Raw genomic sequence first — 21,759 nt, 5'->3', positions numbered from 1 at the left:
GTCGAAGAAAGCGGTCGGTGCGTGGGAGAGCCGAACGGGGGAACCAAAGAGGGCCGAACGGGGAATCGGGAAGGGCCGAGTGGGGGACTGGAGAGGACCGAATGGGGGACTGGAGAGGACCGAACGGGGACTAGCGGTTCAGACCGCCGCGAAACCGCGCTCCAGCGGGGCGGTCGTGGCGGTCACGTCGTCAGTCGAGGTCGCCGGGGCGGTCGCCGTCGAGGCCGCCGTCGGTCGCCGGGGCGTCGAGTTCGGCGGTCGACGCGGCGTCGGAGTCGGCGAACGCGCCGTCGCGGTCCGCAGCGTCGTAGTCGACGGTGAACTCGGAGACGAGCGACATCAGCTGCTCGGACTGGGTAGCGAGACGGTCCGCGCCGTCGGAGACCTCGCTGAGCGAGGCGGTCTGTTCTTCGGCCGCGGCCGCGACCGACTCGGCGCGCTCGGCGGTCTCGTCGCTGATATCGGAGACGCGGTCCATCATCGACGCGACCTCCTCGGTCGAGGCGGCCTGCTCGTCCGTGGTCCGGCTGATTTCGTCGACGCCGTCGGTCGTCTCGCGGACGTTCTCGACGATAGTGTCGAGCGAGTCGCGGGCGGTCTGGACCGCGTCGACGCCGGAGTCGACGGCGTCGCGCGTCTCGCGCATCTCGGAGACGGACGCCGCGGACTTCGCTTGGACCTCCTCGATGGTCGCCTCGATTTCCTCGGCCGAGGCCTTGGTCTCGCCGGCGAGTTCCTTGACCTCGTTTGCAACGACCGAGAAGCCCTCGCCGGCCTCGCCGGCGCGGGCGGCCTCGATGTTCGCGTTGAGCGCGAGGATGTTCGTCTGCTCCGCGATGTCGGTGATGAGTTCGACGATGTCGCCGATTTCGGCCATGTCGCCTTCGAGGTCCTCGATGCGGTCGACCGTCCGGCGGGTCTGCGTCTCGACGGTCTCGATGGTGTCGATGGCGTTGGCGGCCGCCTCGTGGCCGTCCTCGCTCGCTTCGAGGGTGTGCTGGGCGGTCCGTTCGAGCTCGCTCGCCGAGGAGGCGACCTCCTCGATGGTCGCAGAGAGGTTGCTCGTCTCGCTCGTCGTCTGCCGGAGGTTCTCGCGCTGTTCGTGCGCGCCCTCGGCCATGACCTGCGTGGACTCGCTGACCTGTCGGCTCGCGCGCTCTATCTCCTGGGAGCTCGCGGTGACCTCCTGGCTGGCCGCGGCGACGGTCTCGGCGAACGCGACGACCTCCGCGACGGTCGCTTCGAGCTCGTCGGCCATGTCGTTGAACGACCGCGCCATCTCGTTCATCGCGTCGTTGTCGGCGTCCTCCGACATCCGGCGCGTGAGGTCGCCGTCGGCGGCGTCCGCCATCGTCTCGCTGAACTCGGCGGCCTTCGCTTCGAGTTCGGTGATGAGGGCTTCGAGTTCCGTGTGCGTCTGGCCCATCGACTCGCCGAACGACCCCGGGATGTCCTCGTCAAGGACGGGGTCGTCGAAGCGCTTGTCGGCGAGCGCCTCGGCCTGCCCGGCGACGGTCGTGAGGTACGACTGCATCGACTCGAAGGAGTCGTACAGCCGCCCCATCTCGTCGATTCGGACGGTGTTCGGGAGGTCGCCGTCGACCTCGCCGTTGGCGATGTCGTCGGCGTTGCGAGCGACGACCGAGAGGGACCGCGCGGTGCCGCGGCCCATGGTCGCGCCGACGAGGAACAGCGCGCCGACGCCGAACGCGACGAGGAGCATCACGTTCGTCGTCACCTGCGACTGGAGCGCGAACGCCCGGTCGGCCGGCACGTGGTAGGTGAGCACCCAGTCGGTTCCGGTGATGGGCGCGTACGCCATCGCGTACTCGCCGGACTCCATGCCCGTGCGGGCGGAGACGACCTCGTAGCCGGTCTGCCCGGACAGCGCCGCGTCGATGGCCTCGATGGACGAGCCGTCGGCGGCCGCGTACTGGTCGAGGATAGACGCCTTCCGGTTGTCGAAGAGGATGGTTCCCGACTCGGAGACGACCTTGGTGTCACCGGTCGCGTAGGGCGATTCGAACTGGTGGGAGCCCGCTTGGAGCGACGCCGTCAGGACGATTGCGCCGTTGGCCCCGGAGACGGGCGCGGCGAACGCGACGACCGGCTCGCCGCCGGACTCGTACGGCTCGGTGACGGTCACGGACTGGCCCGACGACAGCGACGCGGCGTCGTCGGCCCACGGCGCGGACAGCGAGTCGAGCGACTGCCCGGTCGCGCTGTCGGTCGTGCTCGCGACGACCGCGCCGGTGTCGGCGTCGACGTAGTGGAGCGAACGGACGTCGCCGGAGAGTTGGATGAGCTTCCCTTCGAGCCACCGCTGGTGGTCGGCGGGCGGAGTACCAGCCGGTTGGTCCGCGAGCGACTCGGCGAGGAACGAGACGGTGGACTCCTTCGAGGTCACCCAGTCGGAGACCGACTTGGCCTCCGTCGCCGCCGCGCCGCGAATCTGCGACTCGGTCTGCGACTCGACGACCGACTTGGTGTCGAAGTGGATGTACGCGCCCGCGCCGCCCATGACGAGCGCGATGAGGAGGAGCACGACCCCGAACTTCGCCGCGTAGCGCCGGCGAATCACGTTCGGAAGCGCCCGTTCGAGGAGGCTCGTCAGCCGCGAAAACGGGTTCATTGCGAACCTCCGGACTCGAAGAACTGGCGCTGGAGGAGTTCGACCTGCTCGACCGAGCCGTTGTGGACCCGCTCGACGAGGTACGAACTCAGCGGTTCGAGCGCCTCGGTGAGGTCGACCCCGCTCGACGCGCCCTGATAGTTCAGTTCGCGGCCGGCGTCGACGAGCGTTCGAACCCGGTCGAACTCGCCGACCGAGACGGTGTGTCCGGTTCCGCCCGAGACGGTCTGCAGGGCGTCTGCGATGGCCGGACCCGACGCCTCGCCCGCGTACTCCGCCGCGGTCGCCATGAGGAACAGGGCGTCGTAGGCGTTCGCCGCGTAGGGTTGCAGCGGCGCGATGTCGGAGAGCCGCTGGGAGAGGTGAAAGTAGCCGTCAGTCCGAACCGACGACAGCGAGGCGCTGTAGAAGCCCTCGTAATAGGGCGGAATCTCGCCGTCGAACAGGCCCGCCGAGAAGACCCACGGGGCCTCGTAGTCGGACGCGCCGTAGGCGTCGAGGACGCCCCCCTCCTGTCCGGGGACGCTGACGAAGCCGACCGCGTCGGGCGAGTCGGCGAACACCTCGTCGACGACGCCGCCGAAGTCGTCCGCGGTCGGGTCGTAGCTGACCTCGGTGACGACCTCCGCGTCGAGTTGGTCGCCGAGTGCGGTGCCGAGGTCGGAGCCGAAGGCCCCGTCGACGGTGAGTACGGCGACCCGGTCGGCGTCGGCGTACTGCGGCGCGTCGAGAATCTTCGCCATCGCGGTCGCCTGCAGGCTGTCGCTCGGGACGGTGCGGCCGAAGAACTTCCGACCGTCGGCGCGCCCGGCCTCCGAGAGCCGCGGGTTCGTGCTCGCCGGGCTCATCTCCATGACGGCGTCGTCGGCCGCCTCGGGGGCGAGCGCGAGCGACACGTCGCTGACGAGGCCGCCGACGAAGCCGACGACGCCCGCGTCGGCCAGCGAGGCGTAGCCGTCGGTTGCGACCGACGCGGACCCCTCCGTGTCCACGGTGGTCAGTTCGACCGGCCGCCCGAGCACGCCGCCCGCGCGGTTGATGTCTTCGACCGCCTGCTCGGCGGCGCGCTTGCCGTGCGTTCCCACCTGCTCCAGCGACCCGCTGACGGGCAACATCGCCCCGAATCGAACGGGCTCCCCGGACTCCGTTCCGAACGTCCCCACGCACCCGGACAGCGAGCCGAGCCCCACCGCGCCGGCGGCGGTGCGGAGAAACGTCCGTCTGTCGTACCTTGCTGTCACAGATTTTCCGAGACAACTCCCGTATATAATTTTGGGCCGCCGATTATCATACGCTGTATTTTTGGGACGGCTGTCCAACATCGAACACGAAATATGGATGTGCTACCACGCAACAGCCGAGCGAGTCGTCGCGACGAGGGGTCAGTTTCGGGACGCTCGCACTCCCTCACGACTGGGGCATCGTAGCGTTTTATCCGCCGGCCCACCCACGTGCGGACATGACTACTCAGGGAATCGTCGGACAGTTCCTCTCGCTGAAAGAGGAGACCGACGCCGACCTGCTCGCCATGCAGTGCGGCGACTTCTACGAGTTCTTCGCCGACGACGCCGAGACGGTCGGCCGCGAACTCGACCTCAAGGTCTCCCAGAAGTCCTCGCACGGGTCGTCGTACCCGATGGCGGGCGTGCCGCTGAACGACCTGACGCCCTACCTCAAGGCGCTCGTCGAGCGCGGCTACCGGGTCGCCGTCGCCGACCAGTACGAGACCGAGTCCGGCGACCTTCGCCGAGAAATCAAGCGCGTTGTCACGCCGGGGACGCTTCTCGAAACCTCCCGCGCCGACGCGCAGTTCCTCGCGGCCGTCGTGACCGACGGCGACGGCGTCGGCCTCGCGTTCGCCGACATCACCACCGGCCAGTTCCTCGTCACCGAGGCCGCGACCGTCGACGACGCCGCGGCCGAACTCTACCGCTTCGCCCCCGTCGAAGTCCTCCCCGGCCCGGAACTGCGCGGCGACGACGAGACGCTCTCTCGCCTGCGCGAGGCCACGGACGCCTCCTTCTCGCTTTTCTCCACCGAGGCGTTCGCGCCGGGTCGCGCCCGCCACGCCGTCCGCGAGCAGTTCGGCGCGTCCACGGTCGACAGCGTCGGTCTCGACTCCGACCTCGCGACCCGCGCCGCCGGCGGCGTCCTCGCCTACGTCGAGGAGACGGGCGCGGGCGTCCTCCGGTCGATGACGCGCCTGCAGGTCTACCACCCTTCGGACCTGCTCGAACTCGACGCGACCACCCAGCGCAACCTCGAACTCACCGAGACGATGCACGGCGACCGCTCGGGGTCGCTGTTCGACACGATAGACCACACCGTCACCTCTCCCGGCGGCCGCCTCCTCCGCGAGTGGCTGACCCGCCCGCGGCGCGACCGCGACGAACTCGCCCGCCGACTCGACGCCGTGCAGTCGCTCGCCTCGGCCGCCCTCGCCCGCGAGCGCGTTCGCGAGGTACTCGACGGGGCGTACGACCTCGAACGACTCGCCTCCCGGTCGGCGTCCGGGAGCGCCGGCGCGTCCGACTTGCTCTCGGTTCGGGACACCCTCTCTGTGCTTCCCGCGCTCGCCGACGCCATCGAGGGGACCGAACTCGCGGACTCCCCGCTCGCGGAAGTCGTCTCGCGGCCGGACCGGGACGCCGCGGCCGACCTCCGAGCCGACCTCGCCGACGCGCTCGCCGAGGACCCGCCGAAGACGGTCACGCAGGGCGGGCTGTTCCAGCAGGGCTACGACGACGAACTCGACGACCTCATCGAGCGCCACGAGTCGGCGAAGTCGTGGCTCGACACGCTCGCCGACCGCGAAAAGCGGGACCACGGCCTCTCGCACGTCACCGTCGACCGCAACAAGACCGACGGCTACTACATCCAGGTCGGCAAGTCGGTCGCCGACCAGGTCCCCGACCACTACCGGCAGATAAAGACGCTCAAGAACTCGAAGCGCTTCGTCACCGAGGAGTTAGAGGAGAAAGAACGCGAGATTCTCCGGCTCGAAGAGGCCCGCGGCGACCTCGAGTACGAACTGTTCGAAGAACTCCGCGAGCGCGTGGCCCGGCGCGCCGAACTCCTGCAGGACGTGGGGCGAACCATCGCCGAGGTGGACGCGCTGGCGTCGCTTGCGACCCACGCCGCCGGCAACGGGTGGACCCGACCCGAACTCACGGACGCCGGGGCGCTCGACATCGAGGCCGGTCGCCATCCGGTCGTGGAGACGACGACCGACTTCGTCCCGAACGACCTCCGCATGGACGACGAGCGCGGCTTCCTCATCGTCACCGGGCCGAACATGTCGGGCAAATCGACGTACATGCGGCAGGCGGCGCTCATCACGCTCCTCGCGCAGGTGGGGAGCTTCGTGCCCGCGCGCTCGGCGACCGTCGGCGTCGTCGACGGCATCTACACCCGCGTCGGCGCGCTGGACGAACTCGCGCAGGGTCGCTCGACGTTCATGGTCGAGATGCAGGAACTCTCGAACATCCTCCACTCGGCCACCGAGGACTCGCTCGTCATCCTCGACGAGGTGGGCCGCGGAACCGCCACCTACGACGGCATCTCCATCGCGTGGGCGGCCACCGAGTACCTGCATAATGAGATACGGGCCAAGACGCTCTTCGCCACGCACTACCACGAGCTGACGACCCTCGCGGACCACCTCGACCGCGTCGCCAACGTCCACGTCGCGGCCGACGAGCGCGACGGCGACGTGACCTTCCTCAGGACCGTCGTCGACGGCCCGACCGACCGGAGCTACGGGATTCACGTCGCCGATTTGGCGGGGGTTCCGCGCCCGGTCGTCGACCGCGCCGCCGACGTGCTCGACCGGCTCCGCGAGGAGAAGGCCATCGAGGCGAGGGGGTCCGGAACCTCGGAACCCGTACAGGCCGTCTTCGACGTGGGAAGCGGACAGATGAAAGTCGCGGAGGGCGGCGACTCCGCCGACGATTCGGCGGGCTCCGGTGCGCCCGCGAACGGCGCAACGGGCAACGGGTCGGCCGGGGCGCTCGCCGGGGCGAGCGCCGAGGCGGCCGACGCCGAGACAGAGACCGAGTCCGGGGCCGCGCCGGACCCGGAAACCGAAGCCGTCCTCGACGAACTCCGGGCGACCGACGTGAACGACACGTCGCCGCTGGACCTGATGGCGAAGGTGCAGGCGTGGCAGTCGAAGCTGGACGGCGGTGACGGCGAATGAGCGACATCAAACAGCTCGACGAGAAGACCATCCAGCGCATCGCTGCCGGCGAGGTGGTCGAACGGCCCGCCTCGGTCGTCAAGGAGTTGTTCGAAAACAGCCTCGACGCGGACGCGACGCGCATCTCCGTGGCCGTCGACGCCGGCGGCGTGGAGGGCGTCCGCATCCGCGACGACGGCGTCGGCATGAGCGAGGAGGACCTCGAACTCGCCGTCCGCGAGCACACGACGAGCAAAATCGGCGATATCGAGGACCTCGAAGCCGGCGTCGGCACCCTCGGCTTCCGCGGCGAGGCGCTCCACACCATCGGCGCGGTGTCGCGGCTGACCATCCGGTCGAAGCCCCGCGGCGGCGACGTGGGCACGGAGCTGAAGTACGAGGGCGGCGAGGTCGAGTCGATTCGGCCGGCCGGCTGTCCCGAGGGGACGGTCGTCGAGGTCGACGACCTGTTTTACAACACGCCCGCGCGCCGGAAGTTCCTCAAGACGACGGCGACCGAGTTCGACCACGTCAACGCGGTCGTCACCCACTACGCCCTCGCCAACCCCGACGTGGCCGTCTCGCTCGAACACGACGACCGCGAGGTGTTCGCCACCGAGGGCCGCGGCGACCTCCAGTCGACCGTGCTCTCGGTGTACGGCCGCGAGGTCGCGGAGTCGATGGTTCCGGTCGACCGCGACGCCCCCGGCGTCTCCGTCTCGGGGCTCGTGAGCCACCCCGAGACGACCCGAAGCACCCGCGACTACCTCTCGACGTTCGTCAACGACCGCTACGTCACCGACCGCGTGCTCCGCGAGGCCGTCCTCGACGCCTACGGCGGCCAACTCGACGCCGACCGCTACCCCTTCGCGGTGCTGTTCGTCGAGGTCGCGCCCGACGCCGTGGACGTGAACGTCCACCCGCGGAAGATGGAGGTCCGCTGGGACGACGAGGCCGGCGTCAAGCGCGACGTGACCGATGCGGTCGAAGACGCCCTGCTGAATCACGGCCTCGTCCGGTCGTCGGCCCCGCGAGGCCGGTCGAAAGCCGACGAGGCGGCCATCCAACCCGGTTCGACGGACGACGACGCGGCGTCGATGGACCCCCACGACGCCCGGGAATCGGAGACGGGCGGCGAAACAGACGACGACGACGCGGACCCCCCGTCCGCGCGGGACGTGCAGTCGGCGCGGGAGGCCCGCGAGTCGGACGCGCGGTCGAATCCGGACCCGGACGCGGTCGCGGCCGACGACGCCGGACCAGACACCACGACTGCAACTGAACGAGGGTCGGGCGTCGACGCCGAGAATCCGGCTGACGGCGACGCTGATGCGTCCGCCGAGACGGCCGAGGATTCGGGGAGTTCGTCCGGTTCGACTTCGCCCTCGACGCCGGCGTCCGCGCCGCCGACGCCGCCCCGCGAATACGACCTCGCGCCGGGACCGGAGACGACCGAGCAGTCGTCGCTTTCGACCGACGAGACTGAACCGGAGGCGACACAGGCAACGAGGCCGTCCGACGACCCCGAATCGGAGTCCGAGTCGGACAGCGAAACCCCGCCACGTCGCCCCTCGCGAATCGCCGCGCCGACGACCCAGCGCGACCTCTCCGGGGAGGAGGCGGACCTCTCACCCGAGTTCGTCTCGCTCCCGTCGATGCGAATCATCGGCCAACTCGCGGACACCTACATCGTCGCCGAGACCGACGAGGGGTTGGTGCTCGTCGACCAGCACGCCGCCGACGAGCGCGTGAACTACGAGCGCCTGAAGGGCGAGGTCGAAGGCGACACGCCGACGCAGGCGCTGGCCGAACCGGTCGAACTCGAACTCACGGCGCGCGAGGCGGCGCTGTTCGAGGAGTACCGCGAGGCGCTGGCGCAGGTGGGGTTCCACGCCGGGCGGACCGGCGAGCGGACCGTCTCGGTCCGCACCGTGCCGGCGGTGTTCGACGCCGCGCTCGACCCCGGACTGCTCCGCGACGCGCTGACGGCGTTCGTCCGCGAGGAGGCCGACGGCGGCCGGAAGACCGTCGACGCCGTCGCCGACGAACTGCTGTCGGACCTCGCGTGTTACCCCTCGATTACGGGCAACACGTCGCTCCGGGAGGGCTCCGTGCTCGACCTGCTGGCCGCGCTCGACGACTGCGAGAACCCCTACGCCTGCCCGCACGGTCGCCCGGTCATCATCGAGTTCGACCGCGACGAAATCGCCTCGCGCTTCGAGCGCGACTACCCCGGCCACGGCGGGCGGCGACGCGAGGAGTAGCCGGCGCGGGTCGGTCGCGTTGCCCGCCGCTATCCGCGACCCGGCCTCCGATTCTCGGAACCGATAGCATCGGCGAGGATTCAAGTCGGGGCACCGAGACGGTGGAGGCGATGAATCCGCTGGTCTTTCTGGGCATCTGCTTCGGGCCGCTGGCGCTCGTCGTCTCGTATCTCTTCACGGCGGCGACCGGACCGAGCGTGCCGCCGTGGGCCGACGCGGCCGGGCAGGCGATTCGGCTCTACGGGACGGCGGCCGCCGTGGTCGTCGGCCCGCTGGCGCTCCACGTCGACCGGCTGGACCTCGCCCGCGAGAGCGACTGGGTTCCCTCCCCCGTGTACTACCTCGTGGCGATTCCGTTTCTGAGCATCCCCATCGCGTTCATCTACCTCGTCCGGCGATTGACCGCCGCGTGAGCCGGCACGCGGGGGCGAACGAATCGACCGCAGGCGTGTCATTCGACGGCAACGCCGGAGGTTTATATCGCGCCCGCGAACGGCCTTCCATGACAGCACTCGTGACCTTCGGCGAGACGATGCTCCGGCTGTCGCCGCCGCGTGGCGAGCGACTCGAGACCACCCGCGAACTCGAAGTGCAGGCGGGCGGCGCGGAGTCGAACGTCGCCGTCGCCGCCACCCGACTCGGAGGGGACGCAGCGTGGTTCTCGAAGCTCCCGGACTCGCCGCTCGGCCGGCGAATCGTCGGCGAACTCCGGAGCCACGGCGTCGACACCGACGGCGTCGTCTGGACCGACGACGCCCGACAGGGCGTCTACTACCTCGAACACGGGGCGTCGCCGCGCCCGACGAACGTCGTCTACGACCGCGCCGACGCGGCCGTGACGACGCTGGAGACGGGCGAAACCGACCTCGACGCCGTCCGCGACGCCGAGGTGTGCTACACGAGCGGCATCACCCCCGCGCTCTCCGAGACGCTCCGCGAGACCACGGCCGACGTGCTCGATGCGGCGCAGGACGCCGGGACGACGACCGCCTTCGACCTGAACTACCGGACGAAGCTCTGGTCGCCCGAGGAGGCGGCCGAGGGCTACCGAGACCTGCTCGGCTCCGTCGACCTGCTGTTCGCCGCCGAGCGCGACGCGGCGACCGTCCTCGGGCGCGACGGCGACGCCGAGTCCGTCGCCCGCGGGCTCGCCGAGGACTACGGTATCGAGACCGTCGTCGTCACTCGCGGCGAGAAGGGGTCGCTCGCCGTCTCCGGCGGAGCGGTGTCCGAACAGGGCGTCTACGAGGCTGAGACCCGCGACGCCATCGGGACCGGCGACGCCTTCGTCGGCGGCTATCTCGCCAAGCACCTCGACGGCGGGAGCGTGGCCGAGTCGCTGCGGTGGGCGTCGGCGACGGCGTCGCTCAAGCGGACCGTCGACGGCGACATCGCGGTCGTCAACCCCGAAGACGTCGAGCGCGTCGTCGCCGACGAGGGCGACGGCATCTCGCGGTAGGGTCGCCCGGCGACCGGCGGCGACCGGCAGGCGTATTTCCGTCCGTCCAGTAGCCGCCGACATGGAGGTCACGACGACCGGCCGGTTCCGGGTCTATCGCAGTCCGCGCGACGGAGACGAACTCCTCTTGCTCGAACTCCCCGAGGAGCGCGTCGACTGGGCCGACCCGGCCGTCGAGACCGACGCCGACGACGCCTACTCACCGACCTACGTGCCACAGACCGGCTACGACGGCGACCTCGCAGAGCGCGTCTCGGCGCTCGAACCCGGAAACGAAATCGAGGCGACGCTGACGTGGGACGACGGCGACCCGCACTTTGCAGACGTGTCGGTCCGCGACCGGACCCGCTTTCGGTTCGTCGGTGCCGCGACGGGGCTGTTCGAGGCCGCCCGCGAGACGTGGCACGCGACCGGCGACGGCGAGGCCATCGGCTCGCGCGTCACCTACGGCACCGACGGCGACCCGAACGCCGTGCTCTACGTCTTCGCGAAACAGCCCGGCGCGCGTGACCTGTTCGACGAGTTCGGCGACGGGGTCGTCCCCGTAGACCCGCTTTTGGACCGCCTCGACGACGAGACCGACGTGCCCGACGCGCCCCGCGAGGTGTTCGTCTTGCGCCCCCTCGACGAGGAGTTCGTCCTCGTCGCCATCGCGCTCGACCGAGACGGACTGTTCGCGCGGACGATGCGCGACACCTACTGCTGACGCGCCGCGGGTCGTCGCCGGCCGCTCCCGAGTCGCACTCGGTCACTCGGGGTCGGCGTCGCTCGGCGCGCGGGAACCACACTCCGAACATCGGTAGACGGTTCGCCAGCCGCCGCCGGTGACGAACCGCCGCCGAAACGAGTGTCTCGCGCCGCACTCGTCGCAGACCGTCGGCGGTCCGTTCGGGTCGGACGGGTCGCGCATACGCCGAGTCGTGGCGGAACGGACTAAATGCCACCGTCGTCAGTCGTCGCCGACGCCGTCGTGTCCGGGCGGCGAGCGGGCGGCGTGCGGCCGGCGGCGAGTTCGACTGAACTGACTGACTCGACAGAAGAGCGGGGCGACGAAGCGTTAGTTCTCTTGGGTCCAGCGCTGGTAGACCGCGGAGCCGCCGAGAACGGCGAAGACGAGCGAGCCGAGACCGGGCGCGCCGACGCCCGAGATGACCGGGACGCCGACAGCAACGGCGATCATGAGGACGATGCCGAGCGCGGCGAGCGCGGCGTAGTACTCGCTCCACGAGAGTTCGCCCTCGGGGACGACCTCCATGTAAACCGTCACGTCGCCCGCCTCGGCCAGCGAGACGACCTTCGACTCGTCGTCGTAGTTCACGATGTCCAGTTCGGCGAGTTTGGGGATGTGAGTCTGTTGCAGCGAGACGTAGGCGCTCTGGCGGATGTTCCGCGGCGGCGGCGACTCCCCGGTCTCCGCTTCCGCGATGCGCTCCGAGAGTTCGCGGAGGGTCAGGTCACCGTCTTGGAGGAACTCGATGGCCATCCGACGGCGGTCGTTACTCAGTACCTCGTGAATTCGCGTCTCGGAGAGTCCGGGTTCGGATGTTGTCGCCATACGAGGATTCGATCGATTTGTGACTGGTCGCTTCTTCTATATTAACAGTTCGCCTCCGGAATCGCCGTCCGGAATAACGAGTATTGACAGAAAGCAAGGCCGTTATCTCCCTCTAACGCCCGAATTGCGGCTCTATTTCGACTGCCAATCGGCCAAAAGGTACATCAGTGACATGTTCTGCGCCCGACGCGAATCGAGGAGTCGTGGGTCGGAGACACGAATTTCTCGCACGCATCACCGGGGATTACGATGCGGTCGCCGCCAACGGCCCCGCGCCTGCGGGTCGTCAGGAACCGCTCGGCTCGTTCGCCAGCGAAGAGGCGTCCGGCGAAGCGAGGCCTGTCAGAACGACGGTTCGGAGCCTCCTCGGCGAGTTCACGAGTCGTCGAGGGCGATTGCTCGGAACAGATGCATGCCACACAGAACGAGCCCGACGAGAAGACTCAACAGGCCGCGGCGACGACATCGGGCGATGAGCGACCCCGTTCCCGTCGTCATCTACACGCGCACGGAGTGTGACCTCTGCGACGAGGCCGAAGCGACCGTCCGCGAGGTCGCAGACGAGACGGACGTTCCGGTCGATATCGACCTCGTGAACGTCGATACCGACGACGAACTCAGCGAGAAGTACGGGGAGCGAGTGCCGTACGTCTACGTGGACGGCCGACCGGCGTTCAAGTTCCGCGTCGACGCCGGCCGGCTCAGGGAGAAACTGACCGCGGCGCGGGAGTGAGCGCCGTCACTCGGCGTCGCCGGGGTGCACCCACTCGACGCCGCGGAACTCGAAGCGCGCGCCGCCGTCGGTGCCGTCGGTGAGCGTGACCGACCAGCCGTGGGCCTCGGCGATGTTTTCGACGATAGCCAACCCGAACCCCGTCCCGGTTCGGTCGGTCGTGTACCCGTGTTCGAACACCCGCTCGCGGAGCGACTCGGGGATGCCGTCGCCGTCGTCTTCGACGTAGAAGCCCGCATCGTCGTCGAGTCGGCCGACGGTCACGGTCGCGGCCGCGCCGCCGTGCTCGACGGCATCACCGGACGAACTCCGGTTGCCTGTAGAACCATGTTCTACAGCATTGCGAAACAGGTTCTCGAACAGTTGGAGGAGCCTGCCCGTGTCGGCGCGGACCACGCCGAGGTCGAGCGGTTCGAGACGGGCGTCCTCGGTGGCGACGAAGCTCCACGCGTGGGTGACCTTCGACCGGAGGTCGACTGCCTCGAACTCCGTGACCGGCGAGCCCTGTCGGGCGAGCGTAAGCAGGTCGCTGATGAGGGCGTTCATCCGTTCGAGCGCCGTCTCTATCTTTTCGAAGTGCTCCGGGTCGCCGGTGTCGGCCGCGATTTCGAGGTAGCCCTTGGCGACCGAAAGCGGGTTTCGGAGGTCGTGTGCGACCACGGAGACGAACTCGTCGAGGCGCTCGTTCGCCGCCGCGAGTTCGGCCTCGCGGTCGCGGAGCGTCTGTTCGCGCTTCGCCCGTTCGACGGCCGACGAGACGGTGGACGCGAGCAGTTGGAGGAGTTCGACGTCGACGTCGGTGAACGCCCCCTGACGGGTGTCGCCGGTGAGGAGGACGCCGTACTCGCCGAGCGGGACGTGGACCTCCGACTCGATGGACGAGTCGGGGTGCTGCACCTCCGACCCGCCGACGGTTCGCTCGTACACCCGCACCTCGTTGGCGTCGAACGCCTCCCAGATGAGCGTCTCCTCGCCGTCCCGGTGGAGAGTGGGCGACTCGCCGAACACCTGCCGGGCGGCGTCGGACTGCGCGACCGGGACGAGCGCGTCGTCGTCGGGGTCGTGGAACCACACGCCCGAGATGGGCCAGCCGACCACGTCGCGGACGGCGTCGACGGCGACGGCCGCGACCGCCTCGCTCGTCTCGACGCGGAGGAGTTCGCGGGCGACTGACTGAAGGTCGCGAAGCGCCCGTTCGAGCCGCTCGCGCTCGGCGGCGTCTCTCCCCGGGAGACGCGTCCTCGCGCTCGGTCCGGCTCCGGAGTCGCACTGGTCCGCGACTTCCCCGGCGTCGAGGCTCGCATCGTCGGTGCCGGCTCTGTCCGCCGCGGCTGCGGCATCGGAGGCGACCTCGCGGATGAAGACGCTCACCCCGCTGTCGTCGGGGTAGATTCGCGCCGAGACGCGAACGTCGAAGGCGTCGATTCGGGTGTCGAGTCGCGTCGTGGCTCCCGACGCCATCGCGGCTTCGAGCGCCCCGTGAATCTCGGAGCCGACCTCGGGGAAGAGCTCGCGGAAGTCTCGGTTGAGGGCCTCCGCGGCCGGAACGCCGGTTCGCTCGGCCATCGCGTCGTTCCAGTAGCTGACGGTCCAGTCGTCGTCTAACGCGAAGATGCCGTCGGTGACGCGGCCGTAGACGGTCGCGAGGTGCGCGTCGGACTCGGTGAGTCGCTCCTGGACGCGGTACTGCGACACCGCGTTGAACACGCGGCTCGCGAGGAGGTGGAAGTCCTCGTCGCCGGCGGTCCGCCGGACGTAGTCGCTAACGCCGAGCGAAATCGCGCGGCTCGCCACCGCCTCGTCGCCGTGGGCGGTGTAGAGGATGAACGGCAGGTCGGACGAGCGGGCGCGAACGGCGGTGAGGAGGTCGAGGCCGTCGCCGTCCCGGAGGTGGTACTCCGAGACGACGCAGTCGACGCCGTCGTCCTCGACGACGGAGATACCGTCGATGACGGCGGTCTCGCCCCGGACATCGAGCCGGTCGGACTCGCGTTCGAGCGCCGTCGCGACGAGGGCGACGAACTCCGGGTCCCGGCCGACGTAGAGGACGGAGATGGGGTCGTCACCGCCGTTCCCGGTGCTGTCGTCGGGGGTGGACATACTCGTTCGAGAGCCGTGAGTTCAATAGGTGTTTCGTCAGCAGCAGCGACCGACGGCCACGGGTTCAGCGACGAGGGCGAGCCGTACGGTTCGCGCTCCGGTCGCTCGGACGGGGCGGGCGTACGCCTATGGCCTCGGCGCCCCTTTGGAGACTCATGGAAGCTGACAGACGACTCCTCCGACAGGCGCGCGAGCGACTCGACGGGTGGACCTACACGGCCCGCGACCGGGCCTACCGCGAGCTGTTCGCCGGCGACGACGCTGCCGTCACCGCCGAGGAGCGGCAGCTTCTCGACGAGGTGGACGCGGAGCTCGCGGGCGACGGCGGCGACGGACTCTGGGGGACGGACGAGTACGCGGTCGTCATGGGACATCCGAAGAATCACCCGATTTCGGTCGTCTGCACCCGCCACCCGGAGATTCCCTCGTCGTGGTCGCGGGGCGGGGAGAGCCTGACCGAACCGGAGCGCGAGCAGTTCAACGACCTCCTGTGGGACTACTGCGAACGCGTCCGCCGGTACGTCCAAGACGAGGTCAACGAGTTCGTCGGGGTCGCCGGCGTCCCCGAGGAGTAATCCGAGGCCGATGCGCGTCATCCACCCGGCGGACCACCGGCCCTGTTATCGCTGCGGCGAGCGCGCCGACGTGGTCGTCGCCCGCGGCCACGACCTGCGGTACTGCTGCTGGGACTGTTCGTACTCGCTTCTCGAACACGGCGGCGTCATCGTCGCGGGCGAACTGGGGAAGTCGCGACCCAGACCCCCGTGAGCCGGCGTCAGGCCACCAGAGCCCCGGATATCGCCGCTCTGGAGCTCCGTTCGCCTCGATTCCGACGCCGTGAGAACGAGTCCCGCATTCAAGCCCGCGGAGACCCTACCGGTCGACTATGAGCGACGCAGATACGCTGGACGCCGTCCGTGAGTTCGAACACGACGGAACCACGTACAAGATGGCGGACCTGACCGTTCTGGAAGAACAGGGGCTCTGCGAACTCGACCGACTGCCGGTGAGCATCCGCATCCTGCTTGAGTCCGTGCTGCGAAACGTCGACGGCGACATCGTCACCGAGGAGGACGTGCGGAACGCCGCCTCGTGGGAGCCGGACGTGCCGAACGTCGAAGTCCCGTTCACGCCGTCTCGCGTGGTGCTACAGGACCTGACGGGCGTGCCCGCGGTCGTCGACCTCGCGGCGCTCCGGTCGGCCGCCGACCGCGCCGGGAAGGACCCGAAACTCGTCGAACCCGAAGTCCCCTGTGACCTCGTCATCGACCACAGCGTGCAGGTGGACTTCTTCGGCTCGCCCGACGCCTACGAGAAGAACGTCGAACTGGAGTACGAGCGCAACGCCGAGCGTTACAAGGCGCTCAAGTGGGCGCAGAACGCCTTCGACAACTTCAGCGTCGTCCCGCCGGGGACGGGCATCGTCCACCAGGTGAACCTCGAACACCTCGGGCGCGTCGTCCACGACCGCGAGTGGCGCGGCGACCGCTGGCTCCTCCCCGACACGCTCGTCGGCACCGACAGCCACACGCCGATGATAGGCGGCATCGGCGTCGTCGGCTGGGGCGTCGGCGGCATCGAGGCCGAGGCGGCGATGCTCGGCCAGCCCATCACGATGAAGCTCCCCGAGGTCGTCGGCGTCAGACTCGACGGCGAACTGCCGGAGGGGGCGACCGCGACCGACCTCGTGTTGCACGTCACCGAACAGCTCCGCGAGGTCGGCGTCGTCGACCGGTTCGTCGAGTTCTTCGGCCCCGGCGTGGGGAACCTCTCGGTCCCCGACCGGGCGACCATCTCCAACATGGCCCCCGAACAGGGGTCGACCATCAGCGTCTTCCCGGTCGACGAGGCGACGCTGGACTACCTCGAACTCACGGGCCGCGAGCCCGAACACATCGAACTCGTCCGCGAGTACCTCGACGCGCAGGGCCTCTTCGGCGAGCAACACCCCGAGTACACGGAGACGGTCGACGTGGACCTCTCCGCCGTCGAGCCGAGTCTCGCCGGGCCGAAGCGCCCGCAGGACCGCGTCGCCATGGGCGACATGAAGGCCCACTTCCGCGAACTCCTCTACGGCGAGTTCGAAGACACCGTCGACGACGTGGACGAGGAGGCCATCGTCCGCTGGCTCGGCGAGGGCGGGGGCGACCCCGACGGCGAACTCGCGGGCGACGGCGGGACGCTGACCGAGACGCCAGAGACGGCCCCCGAAGAGCCCGACCTCGGGGAACTGACCAAACGCGTCGAAGTCGACCTCGGCGGCGAGACGGTCGAAATCGGCCACGGGAGCGTCGTCGTCAGCGCCATCACGTCCTGTACGAACACCTCGAACCCGTCTGTCATGGTCGCCGCGGGCCTCCTCGCGCGCAACGCGCTGGAGAGGGGTCTCGACGTGCCCGAGTACGTCAAGACGAGCCTCGCGCCGGGGAGCCGCGTCGTCACGGAGTACCTGAAGAAAGCCGACCTGCTCCCGCACCTCGAAGCGCTCGGCTACGACGTGGTCGGCTACGGCTGTACGACCTGCATCGGCAACGCCGGCCCGCTTCCGGAACCCATCGAGAACGCCATCGACGAACACGGGCTGTGGACGACGAGCGTCCTCAGCGGCAACCGCAACTTCGAGGCGCGCATCCACCCGAAGATTCGCGCGAACTACCTCGCCAGCCCGCCGCTCGTCGTCGCCTACGGCCTCGCCGGCCGGATGGACATCGACCTCGAGACCGACCCGATCGGTACCGACGACGAGGGCAACGCCGTCTACCTCGCCGACATCTGGCCGGACGCCGACGAGATTCGAGAGACCATCCACGACAGCGTCGACCCGTCGATGTTCCGCGAGAAGTACGCCGAGGTGTTCGAGGGCGACGAGCGCTGGGAGGCGCTCGAAGCGCCGACCGGGGACGTGTACGACTGGGACGACGAGTCGACCTACATCCGCGAGCCGCCGTTCTTCACGGACTTCCCGCTGGAGAAACCCGGCGTCTCCGACATCGAGGACGCCCGCTGTCTCCTGACGCTCGGCGACACGGTGACGACCGACCACATCAGCCCCGCCGGGCCGTTCGGGTCGAAGCTCCCGGCCGGCCAGTGGCTCATGGACCACGGCGTCGACCCCGTGGACTTCAACACCTACGGCTCCCGCCGCGGGAACCACGAGGTGATGATGCGCGGGACGTTCGCCAACGTCCGCATCGAGAACCAGATGCTCGACGACGTGGAGGGCGGCTACACGGTTCACCACCCGACGGGCGAGGAGACGACCGTCTTCGAGGCGAGCCAGCGCTACCGCGGGGAGGAAACCCCGCTCGTCGTCCTCTCGGGCGTCGAGTTCGGGACCGGTTCCAGCCGCGACTGGGCGGCGAAGGGCACGGACCTCCTCGGCGTGCGCGCGACCATCGCCGAGAGCTACGAGCGTATCTACCGGGACAACCTCGTCGGCATGGGCGTCCTCCCGCTCCAGTTCGAAGACGGCGACTCGTGGGAGTCGCTCGGCCTCGACGGCTCCGAACAGTTCGACATCCGCGGCCTCGACGACGGCCTCGAAGTCAACGACGAACTGACCGTGGTCGCCACGAAGGACGACGGAACCGAAATCGAGTTCGACGTGACCGCGCAGGTCGGCACGCCCGCCGCGGTGACGTACGTCGAAAACGGCGGTATCCTCCACTACGTGCTCCGTCGGCTCCTGACCGAGAACTGAATCAGGACGCTGCGCCGGTGAACTGAGTCGGAGCGGCGACCGGCCGCCTTCGACCCACGCGTCGGACTCGCCGAGAATCACGAACCGCCGAAGACGCGTAGATTCATCAGCCGTGGAGTGCTATGTTGTGGCATGGCAACCGTGACACCGGCGGTCCGCCCGACGTGGACAGACCTCATGCGTCGCGGAGCGGCGACCGCGGCGGTCGCGACCGTCACGAACGCGCTCCTCTTGACGCTCGTCCTCGAAACGGGCCTCGTCGAACCGTTCGCGCCGCTTTCGTACCCGCCGGTCGTGTTCCTCTCGGCCGCCGGCGCGGTCGCGGCGACGCTCGTCTACGGGCTGCTCGCGGGCCGTGTCGCGGACACGGACCGGACGTTCTTCAGGGTCGCCGTAGCGGTGCTCGTGGTGTCTTTCGCACCCGACCTCGGACTCCTGTACGTCGACCCCGGAGCGACGGTACCGGGCGTTCTCGTGCTGATGCTGATGCACGTCGTGGTCGCGGCGGTCTGCGTGGCGTCGCTCACCGAACTCGGCTGGGGCGTTCCGGAGGGTAAACGGCCGGACGCGACCGACGAGTGACCGCCTGACGCTCGACGCGCGGGCGCTCCCGTGTTACCCTCATTTAGGACAGCCTAAAAACCGAAGACACTATGTTGTTTTAGGTTGCCCTAAATAATATGACCAGAGCGGATTCCGAGGCAACCGCGTCGACGGCGCCCTCGCAGGGAGACTGAGATGAACGCTGAGCGCACCGCGGGCGTCAGGGACGCGCTGGACCGCGTCGAACGCGAGCGCGAACAGGTGCTGGCGAAGCGGCGGGCAGTCGAGCGGTTCGAGCGGCGCGTTCGAAAGCTCGCCGCACGGCCGGAGCGTCCACCGAGCGGGACCGCCCGAGCGACCGCCTGCGGGACCACATCGATACCCGCGACGACGCGACGAGACGCCGGCGCTGGCCCGGGGCGACGGCGGGTCCGCGAGCTATTCGCGGAGACGATACGACCACACAGCGTCTCCGACGTGAACGGGTCCGAACCGCTCGCGGTGACGATTCGCGAGGAGTTCGGCCCGGAGGTCGCGACGGCGCTCTCCCCCGACGCCGGGGGGCGGTTCACACCGGCGGTCAAGGAGGCGGTCGTGTCGGCGGCGACGGACCGGCAACGGGGACTCGACGGGATGCGCCGGGCGCTCGACGCCGAGGAACGGTCACTCCGGGCTGCGCTCGCCGTGCTGGACGAGTGCGAGAACTGGCTGGGGCGGGCGGACGCGACGCCGCTTTCGGAACTGGGGTTCGAGGGACTCCAGCGGCGTCACGAGACGCTCGCCGACCACCGGGAAGCGTGTGACCGGCTCGTTCACGAGCGACAGCGGCATCTCGACGGGGCGACCCGCCACACCGCGTCGGTCGAAATCGACCACCGGTTTCTCGCTGAGTATCTCTACGAGGACCGCGCGACCGACTACCCGGTCTTGACGGCCGCGACCCGCGCGGCGGGCGTCTGCGTGGATTGCCAGCGGGCCGTTCGCGACCACCTCGTCCGGCGCGTATGATCGGCGCGCCGCAGTACCTCCTCACGCTGTACATCGCCGAGCGGGAGGACGACGAGGAGACGCCGATTTCGCCGGGCTACGTCGCCGACGCGCTCGACCGCTCGCCGCCCGCGGCGACGGAGCGCCTCCAGAACCTCGACGCGAAGGGGCTCGTTCGCTACGAGCCCTACGAGGGCGCGACGCTCACCGACGAGGGCCGCGACGCCGCCGGAGAGCTCTACGACACCTACCGAATCCTCTCGCGGTTCTGTCGGGACGTGCTCGGCGTCGACGACCACGAAGACGAGGCGATGCAACTGGTCGGAAACGTCAGTCCGACGGTTGCCGAACGGCTCGCAGCGACGCTGCTCCGCGGGGGCGACAACCGCGGCGAAGCGACCGAGGCGGGCGAGGCGGCCGAATCGGCGTCGCAACCCTCTCCCGACAGCCCCGCGAGCTGAACACGTCGCGGTAAAGTCGCCCGACACTGATAATTGTCAACAAATGCCACGCAAATACCGCCGCAGAACCGCACCCTTTTTGTTTTAGGTTTCCCTAAACCCTCGTAATGGCCGCTGGTACGCAGTCGAACGCTGAATCCGCGTCGGAACCGGACCGACCCGACTCCCCCGAGATATCCGTCTGCAAGGGCGGGCCGGGGAAGTCGGTGTTCATGGAGTCGGGCAACAGCGATGGCTGGATTTCGAGCGACGTGACCGTCGACGTGACGCGGTAACTCCGTTCGACCTGGGTTGCGCGGAGTGTGGACCTGACGAGCGCAGTAGCTGAACAGCGCTGGCAGCTGTCGCAACAAAAAGCGTCGAACGTCGGAAACGTCGGAACGGGGGCGTCGTCCTCCGACGCGTCGGCGGCGGTGCTTACTGGACGAGCGTGTCGTCTTCGAGGTAGTGGTCGATGACGTGGGCGTGTTCTTCGATTTCGATGAGCTGCTCGCGGAGCATGTGCGCCGTCGCGTGGTCGCCGAGACCCGCGGCGAGTTCGATGTGTTCGCGGTAGCTCTCGATGATGTCGCCGTACATCTCGAGGTCGTTCGAGAGCGACGTGCGGATGTCGTAGACGTCCTCGTCTTCGGGTTCGACGGTCGCGGCCTCGCTCAGCGCGGGCATGCTGGCGTGGGGGACGCCGCCGATGGACTGGAGGCGCTCTGCGATTTCGTCCGCGGCCGCCTCGACTTCCTCGTAGGCCTCCTGGAGGAACTCGTGGATGCGGAGGTGCTCGGCTCCCTCGACGTTCCAGTGGTGCTTGTGGAGCTGGTGGTAGAGGACGTAGGCGTCCGCGAGGTCGGTGTTCAGCGCTTCGATTATCTGTTCGGCCTTTTCGGTGTCGAGCCGAACGGGGTTGTCGCCGACGCTGCCTGCTTCCTTGAGGACTGACTTCTGCGTGCTCATTACAATCAGTAGTTGGGGCTGAGGCCACTTAATACTTATCCGAGAACAAACAATTTTTCGTGTGGCCTAAAACATCGTTTTCCGGAATCGCCTGATTGCTTCTAAAACGACGAATGATGCGTGTGAGATGGACGCACGGGACGGGGCGTGGAGTCCGGTCGTTGGAGAGGACTGCCCACGAGCTATCATATTCGTTATGA

19 protein-coding genes are annotated in these 21,759 nt (G+C 68.9%); 13 read left to right on the top strand and 6 right to left on the bottom strand.

The features are described from left to right. Window positions 1-190: 190 nt before the first annotated feature. Window positions 191-2,632 carry a methyl-accepting chemotaxis protein gene (locus BN984_RS09035; RefSeq protein ID WP_049968068.1) on the bottom strand — a complete coding sequence of 814 codons (2,442 nt, stop codon included), beginning with the start codon at window positions 2,630-2,632 and terminating at the stop codon, window positions 191-193. Then, complete coding sequence (locus BN984_RS09030) at window positions 2,629-3,807, bottom strand: ABC transporter substrate-binding protein (protein WP_255563888.1); 1,179 nt, start codon at window positions 3,805-3,807, stop codon at window positions 2,629-2,631. The genes BN984_RS09035 and BN984_RS09030 overlap by 4 nt, the downstream gene beginning before the upstream one ends. Window positions 3,808-4,091: 284 nt before the next feature. Between BN984_RS09030 and mutS the strand changes: the two genes are divergently transcribed. The 5 genes from mutS to BN984_RS09005 all read left to right on the top strand — a co-directional run bounded on the left by mutS (window position 4,092) and on the right by BN984_RS09005 (window position 11,238). Further along, window positions 4,092-6,830 carry a DNA mismatch repair protein MutS gene (gene mutS / locus BN984_RS09025; RefSeq protein WP_049968066.1) on the top strand — a complete coding sequence of 913 codons (2,739 nt, stop codon included), beginning with the start codon at window positions 4,092-4,094 and terminating at the stop codon, window positions 6,828-6,830. After that, window positions 6,827-9,073 carry a DNA mismatch repair endonuclease MutL gene (mutL, locus tag BN984_RS09020; protein ID WP_049968065.1) on the top strand — a complete coding sequence of 749 codons (2,247 nt, stop codon included), beginning with the start codon at window positions 6,827-6,829 and terminating at the stop codon, window positions 9,071-9,073. Before mutS ends, mutL begins: the two co-directional genes overlap by 4 nt. Before the next feature lie 110 nt (window positions 9,074-9,183). Beyond that, window positions 9,184-9,486, top strand: a complete 303-nt coding sequence (locus BN984_RS09015; RefSeq protein ID WP_049913353.1) for a hypothetical protein — start codon at window positions 9,184-9,186, stop codon at window positions 9,484-9,486. Window positions 9,487-9,575: 89 nt separating this feature from the next. Further along, entirely contained in the window at window positions 9,576-10,532 is a 957-nt protein-coding gene (kdgK1, locus tag BN984_RS09010; RefSeq protein WP_008091808.1) for a bifunctional 2-dehydro-3-deoxygluconokinase/2-dehydro-3-deoxygalactonokinase, read from the top strand. A 61-nt stretch (window positions 10,533-10,593) separates the two neighbouring features. Beyond that, complete coding sequence (locus BN984_RS09005) at window positions 10,594-11,238, top strand: DUF6663 family protein (RefSeq protein WP_049968064.1); 645 nt, start codon at window positions 10,594-10,596, stop codon at window positions 11,236-11,238. 42 nt (window positions 11,239-11,280) lie between these two features. On the opposite strand, the gene BN984_RS19725 is transcribed toward BN984_RS09005, so the two are convergent. Both BN984_RS19725 and BN984_RS09000 read right to left on the bottom strand, forming a co-directional pair. Next, window positions 11,281-11,442 (bottom strand): hypothetical protein, encoded by a 162-nt coding sequence (locus BN984_RS19725; RefSeq protein WP_008091806.1) that lies wholly within the window; start codon window positions 11,440-11,442, stop codon window positions 11,281-11,283. A gap of 147 nt (window positions 11,443-11,589) precedes the next feature. After that, entirely contained in the window at window positions 11,590-12,087 is a 498-nt protein-coding gene (locus tag BN984_RS09000) for a DUF7344 domain-containing protein (RefSeq protein ID WP_008091805.1), read from the bottom strand. A 472-nt stretch (window positions 12,088-12,559) separates the two neighbouring features. On the opposite strand from BN984_RS09000, the gene BN984_RS08995 reads away from it, so the two are divergent. After that, window positions 12,560-12,820 (top strand): glutaredoxin family protein, encoded by a 261-nt coding sequence (locus BN984_RS08995; RefSeq protein WP_049968063.1) that lies wholly within the window; start codon window positions 12,560-12,562, stop codon window positions 12,818-12,820. A 6-nt stretch (window positions 12,821-12,826) separates the two neighbouring features. Here the strand turns inward: BN984_RS08995 and BN984_RS08990 are convergent, their stop codons facing one another. Further along, complete coding sequence (locus tag BN984_RS08990; protein ID WP_049968062.1) at window positions 12,827-14,920, bottom strand: receiver/sensor box histidine kinase; 2,094 nt, start codon at window positions 14,918-14,920, stop codon at window positions 12,827-12,829. 155 nt (window positions 14,921-15,075) lie between these two features. Here BN984_RS08990 and BN984_RS08985 point away from each other — a divergent pair, with 155 nt between their 5' ends. The 7 genes from BN984_RS08985 to BN984_RS19720 all read left to right on the top strand — a co-directional run bounded on the left by BN984_RS08985 (window position 15,076) and on the right by BN984_RS19720 (window position 20,886). After that, complete coding sequence (locus BN984_RS08985) at window positions 15,076-15,495, top strand: DUF7539 family protein (protein WP_008091801.1); 420 nt, start codon at window positions 15,076-15,078, stop codon at window positions 15,493-15,495. Between the two features lie 10 nt (window positions 15,496-15,505). Continuing rightward, window positions 15,506-15,688: a hypothetical protein gene (locus BN984_RS08980; RefSeq protein WP_004973290.1), complete on the top strand. Its 183-nt coding sequence runs from the start codon at window positions 15,506-15,508 to the stop codon at window positions 15,686-15,688. 118 nt (window positions 15,689-15,806) lie between these two features. After that, entirely contained in the window at window positions 15,807-18,620 is a 2,814-nt protein-coding gene (locus tag BN984_RS08975) for an aconitate hydratase (RefSeq protein WP_049968061.1), read from the top strand. A 132-nt stretch (window positions 18,621-18,752) separates the two neighbouring features. Then, entirely contained in the window at window positions 18,753-19,202 is a 450-nt protein-coding gene (locus BN984_RS08970; protein ID WP_049913352.1) for a DUF6069 family protein, read from the top strand. 156 nt (window positions 19,203-19,358) lie between these two features. After that, window positions 19,359-20,171 carry a DUF7260 family protein gene (locus BN984_RS08965; RefSeq protein ID WP_008091793.1) on the top strand — a complete coding sequence of 271 codons (813 nt, stop codon included), beginning with the start codon at window positions 19,359-19,361 and terminating at the stop codon, window positions 20,169-20,171. Continuing rightward, window positions 20,168-20,611 (top strand): metal-dependent transcriptional regulator, encoded by a 444-nt coding sequence (locus tag BN984_RS08960; RefSeq protein WP_008091791.1) that lies wholly within the window; start codon window positions 20,168-20,170, stop codon window positions 20,609-20,611. The genes BN984_RS08965 and BN984_RS08960 overlap by 4 nt, the downstream gene beginning before the upstream one ends. A 107-nt stretch (window positions 20,612-20,718) precedes the next feature. Next, window positions 20,719-20,886, top strand: a complete 168-nt coding sequence (locus BN984_RS19720; RefSeq protein WP_004973301.1) for a hypothetical protein — start codon at window positions 20,719-20,721, stop codon at window positions 20,884-20,886. Between the two features lie 142 nt (window positions 20,887-21,028). On the opposite strand, the gene dpsA is transcribed toward BN984_RS19720, so the two are convergent. After that, window positions 21,029-21,559, bottom strand: coding sequence for a DNA starvation/stationary phase protection protein DpsA (dpsA, locus tag BN984_RS08955; RefSeq protein ID WP_008091787.1), 531 nt, complete (start codon window positions 21,557-21,559; stop codon window positions 21,029-21,031). Window positions 21,560-21,759 lie beyond the last annotated feature (200 nt).

It is taken from the genome of Haloferax prahovense (genome assembly GCF_000723845.1).
GTDB lineage: Archaea > Halobacteriota > Halobacteria > Halobacteriales > Haloferacaceae > Haloferax > Haloferax prahovense.
The sequence above is the reverse complement of the archived record's forward strand: the minus strand, read 5'-3'. Positions and strand labels throughout refer to the sequence as shown.

Bases quoted from the DNA above. Each gene is read 5' to 3' on its own strand.
- BN984_RS09015 (WP_049913353.1), top strand. From the start codon at position 9,184: ATGAATCCGCTGGTCTTTCTGGGCATCTGCTTCGGGCCGCTGGCGCTC.
- mutL (WP_049968065.1), top strand. From the start codon at position 6,827: ATGAGCGACATCAAACAGCTCGACGAGAAGACCATCCAGCGCATCGCT.
- BN984_RS09035 (WP_049968068.1), bottom strand. From the start codon at position 2,632: ATGAACCCGTTTTCGCGGCTGACGAGCCTCCTCGAACGGGCGCTTCCG.
- BN984_RS08975 (WP_049968061.1), top strand. From the start codon at position 15,807: ATGAGCGACGCAGATACGCTGGACGCCGTCCGTGAGTTCGAACACGAC.
- kdgK1 (WP_008091808.1), top strand. From the start codon at position 9,576: ATGACAGCACTCGTGACCTTCGGCGAGACGATGCTCCGGCTGTCGCCG.
- dpsA (WP_008091787.1), bottom strand. From the start codon at position 21,559: ATGAGCACGCAGAAGTCAGTCCTCAAGGAAGCAGGCAGCGTCGGCGAC.
- BN984_RS08990 (WP_049968062.1), bottom strand. From the start codon at position 14,920: ATGTCCACCCCCGACGACAGCACCGGGAACGGCGGTGACGACCCCATC.
- BN984_RS08970 (WP_049913352.1), top strand. From the start codon at position 18,753: ATGGCAACCGTGACACCGGCGGTCCGCCCGACGTGGACAGACCTCATG.
- BN984_RS08980 (WP_004973290.1), top strand. From the start codon at position 15,506: ATGCGCGTCATCCACCCGGCGGACCACCGGCCCTGTTATCGCTGCGGC.
- BN984_RS09005 (WP_049968064.1), top strand. From the start codon at position 10,594: ATGGAGGTCACGACGACCGGCCGGTTCCGGGTCTATCGCAGTCCGCGC.
- BN984_RS09000 (WP_008091805.1), bottom strand. From the start codon at position 12,087: ATGGCGACAACATCCGAACCCGGACTCTCCGAGACGCGAATTCACGAG.
- BN984_RS19720 (WP_004973301.1), top strand. From the start codon at position 20,719: ATGGCCGCTGGTACGCAGTCGAACGCTGAATCCGCGTCGGAACCGGAC.
- mutS (WP_049968066.1), top strand. From the start codon at position 4,092: ATGACTACTCAGGGAATCGTCGGACAGTTCCTCTCGCTGAAAGAGGAG.
- BN984_RS08960 (WP_008091791.1), top strand. From the start codon at position 20,168: ATGATCGGCGCGCCGCAGTACCTCCTCACGCTGTACATCGCCGAGCGG.
- BN984_RS19725 (WP_008091806.1), bottom strand. From the start codon at position 11,442: ATGCGCGACCCGTCCGACCCGAACGGACCGCCGACGGTCTGCGACGAG.
- BN984_RS08995 (WP_049968063.1), top strand. From the start codon at position 12,560: ATGAGCGACCCCGTTCCCGTCGTCATCTACACGCGCACGGAGTGTGAC.
- BN984_RS08965 (WP_008091793.1), top strand. From the start codon at position 19,359: ATGAACGCTGAGCGCACCGCGGGCGTCAGGGACGCGCTGGACCGCGTC.
- BN984_RS08985 (WP_008091801.1), top strand. From the start codon at position 15,076: ATGGAAGCTGACAGACGACTCCTCCGACAGGCGCGCGAGCGACTCGAC.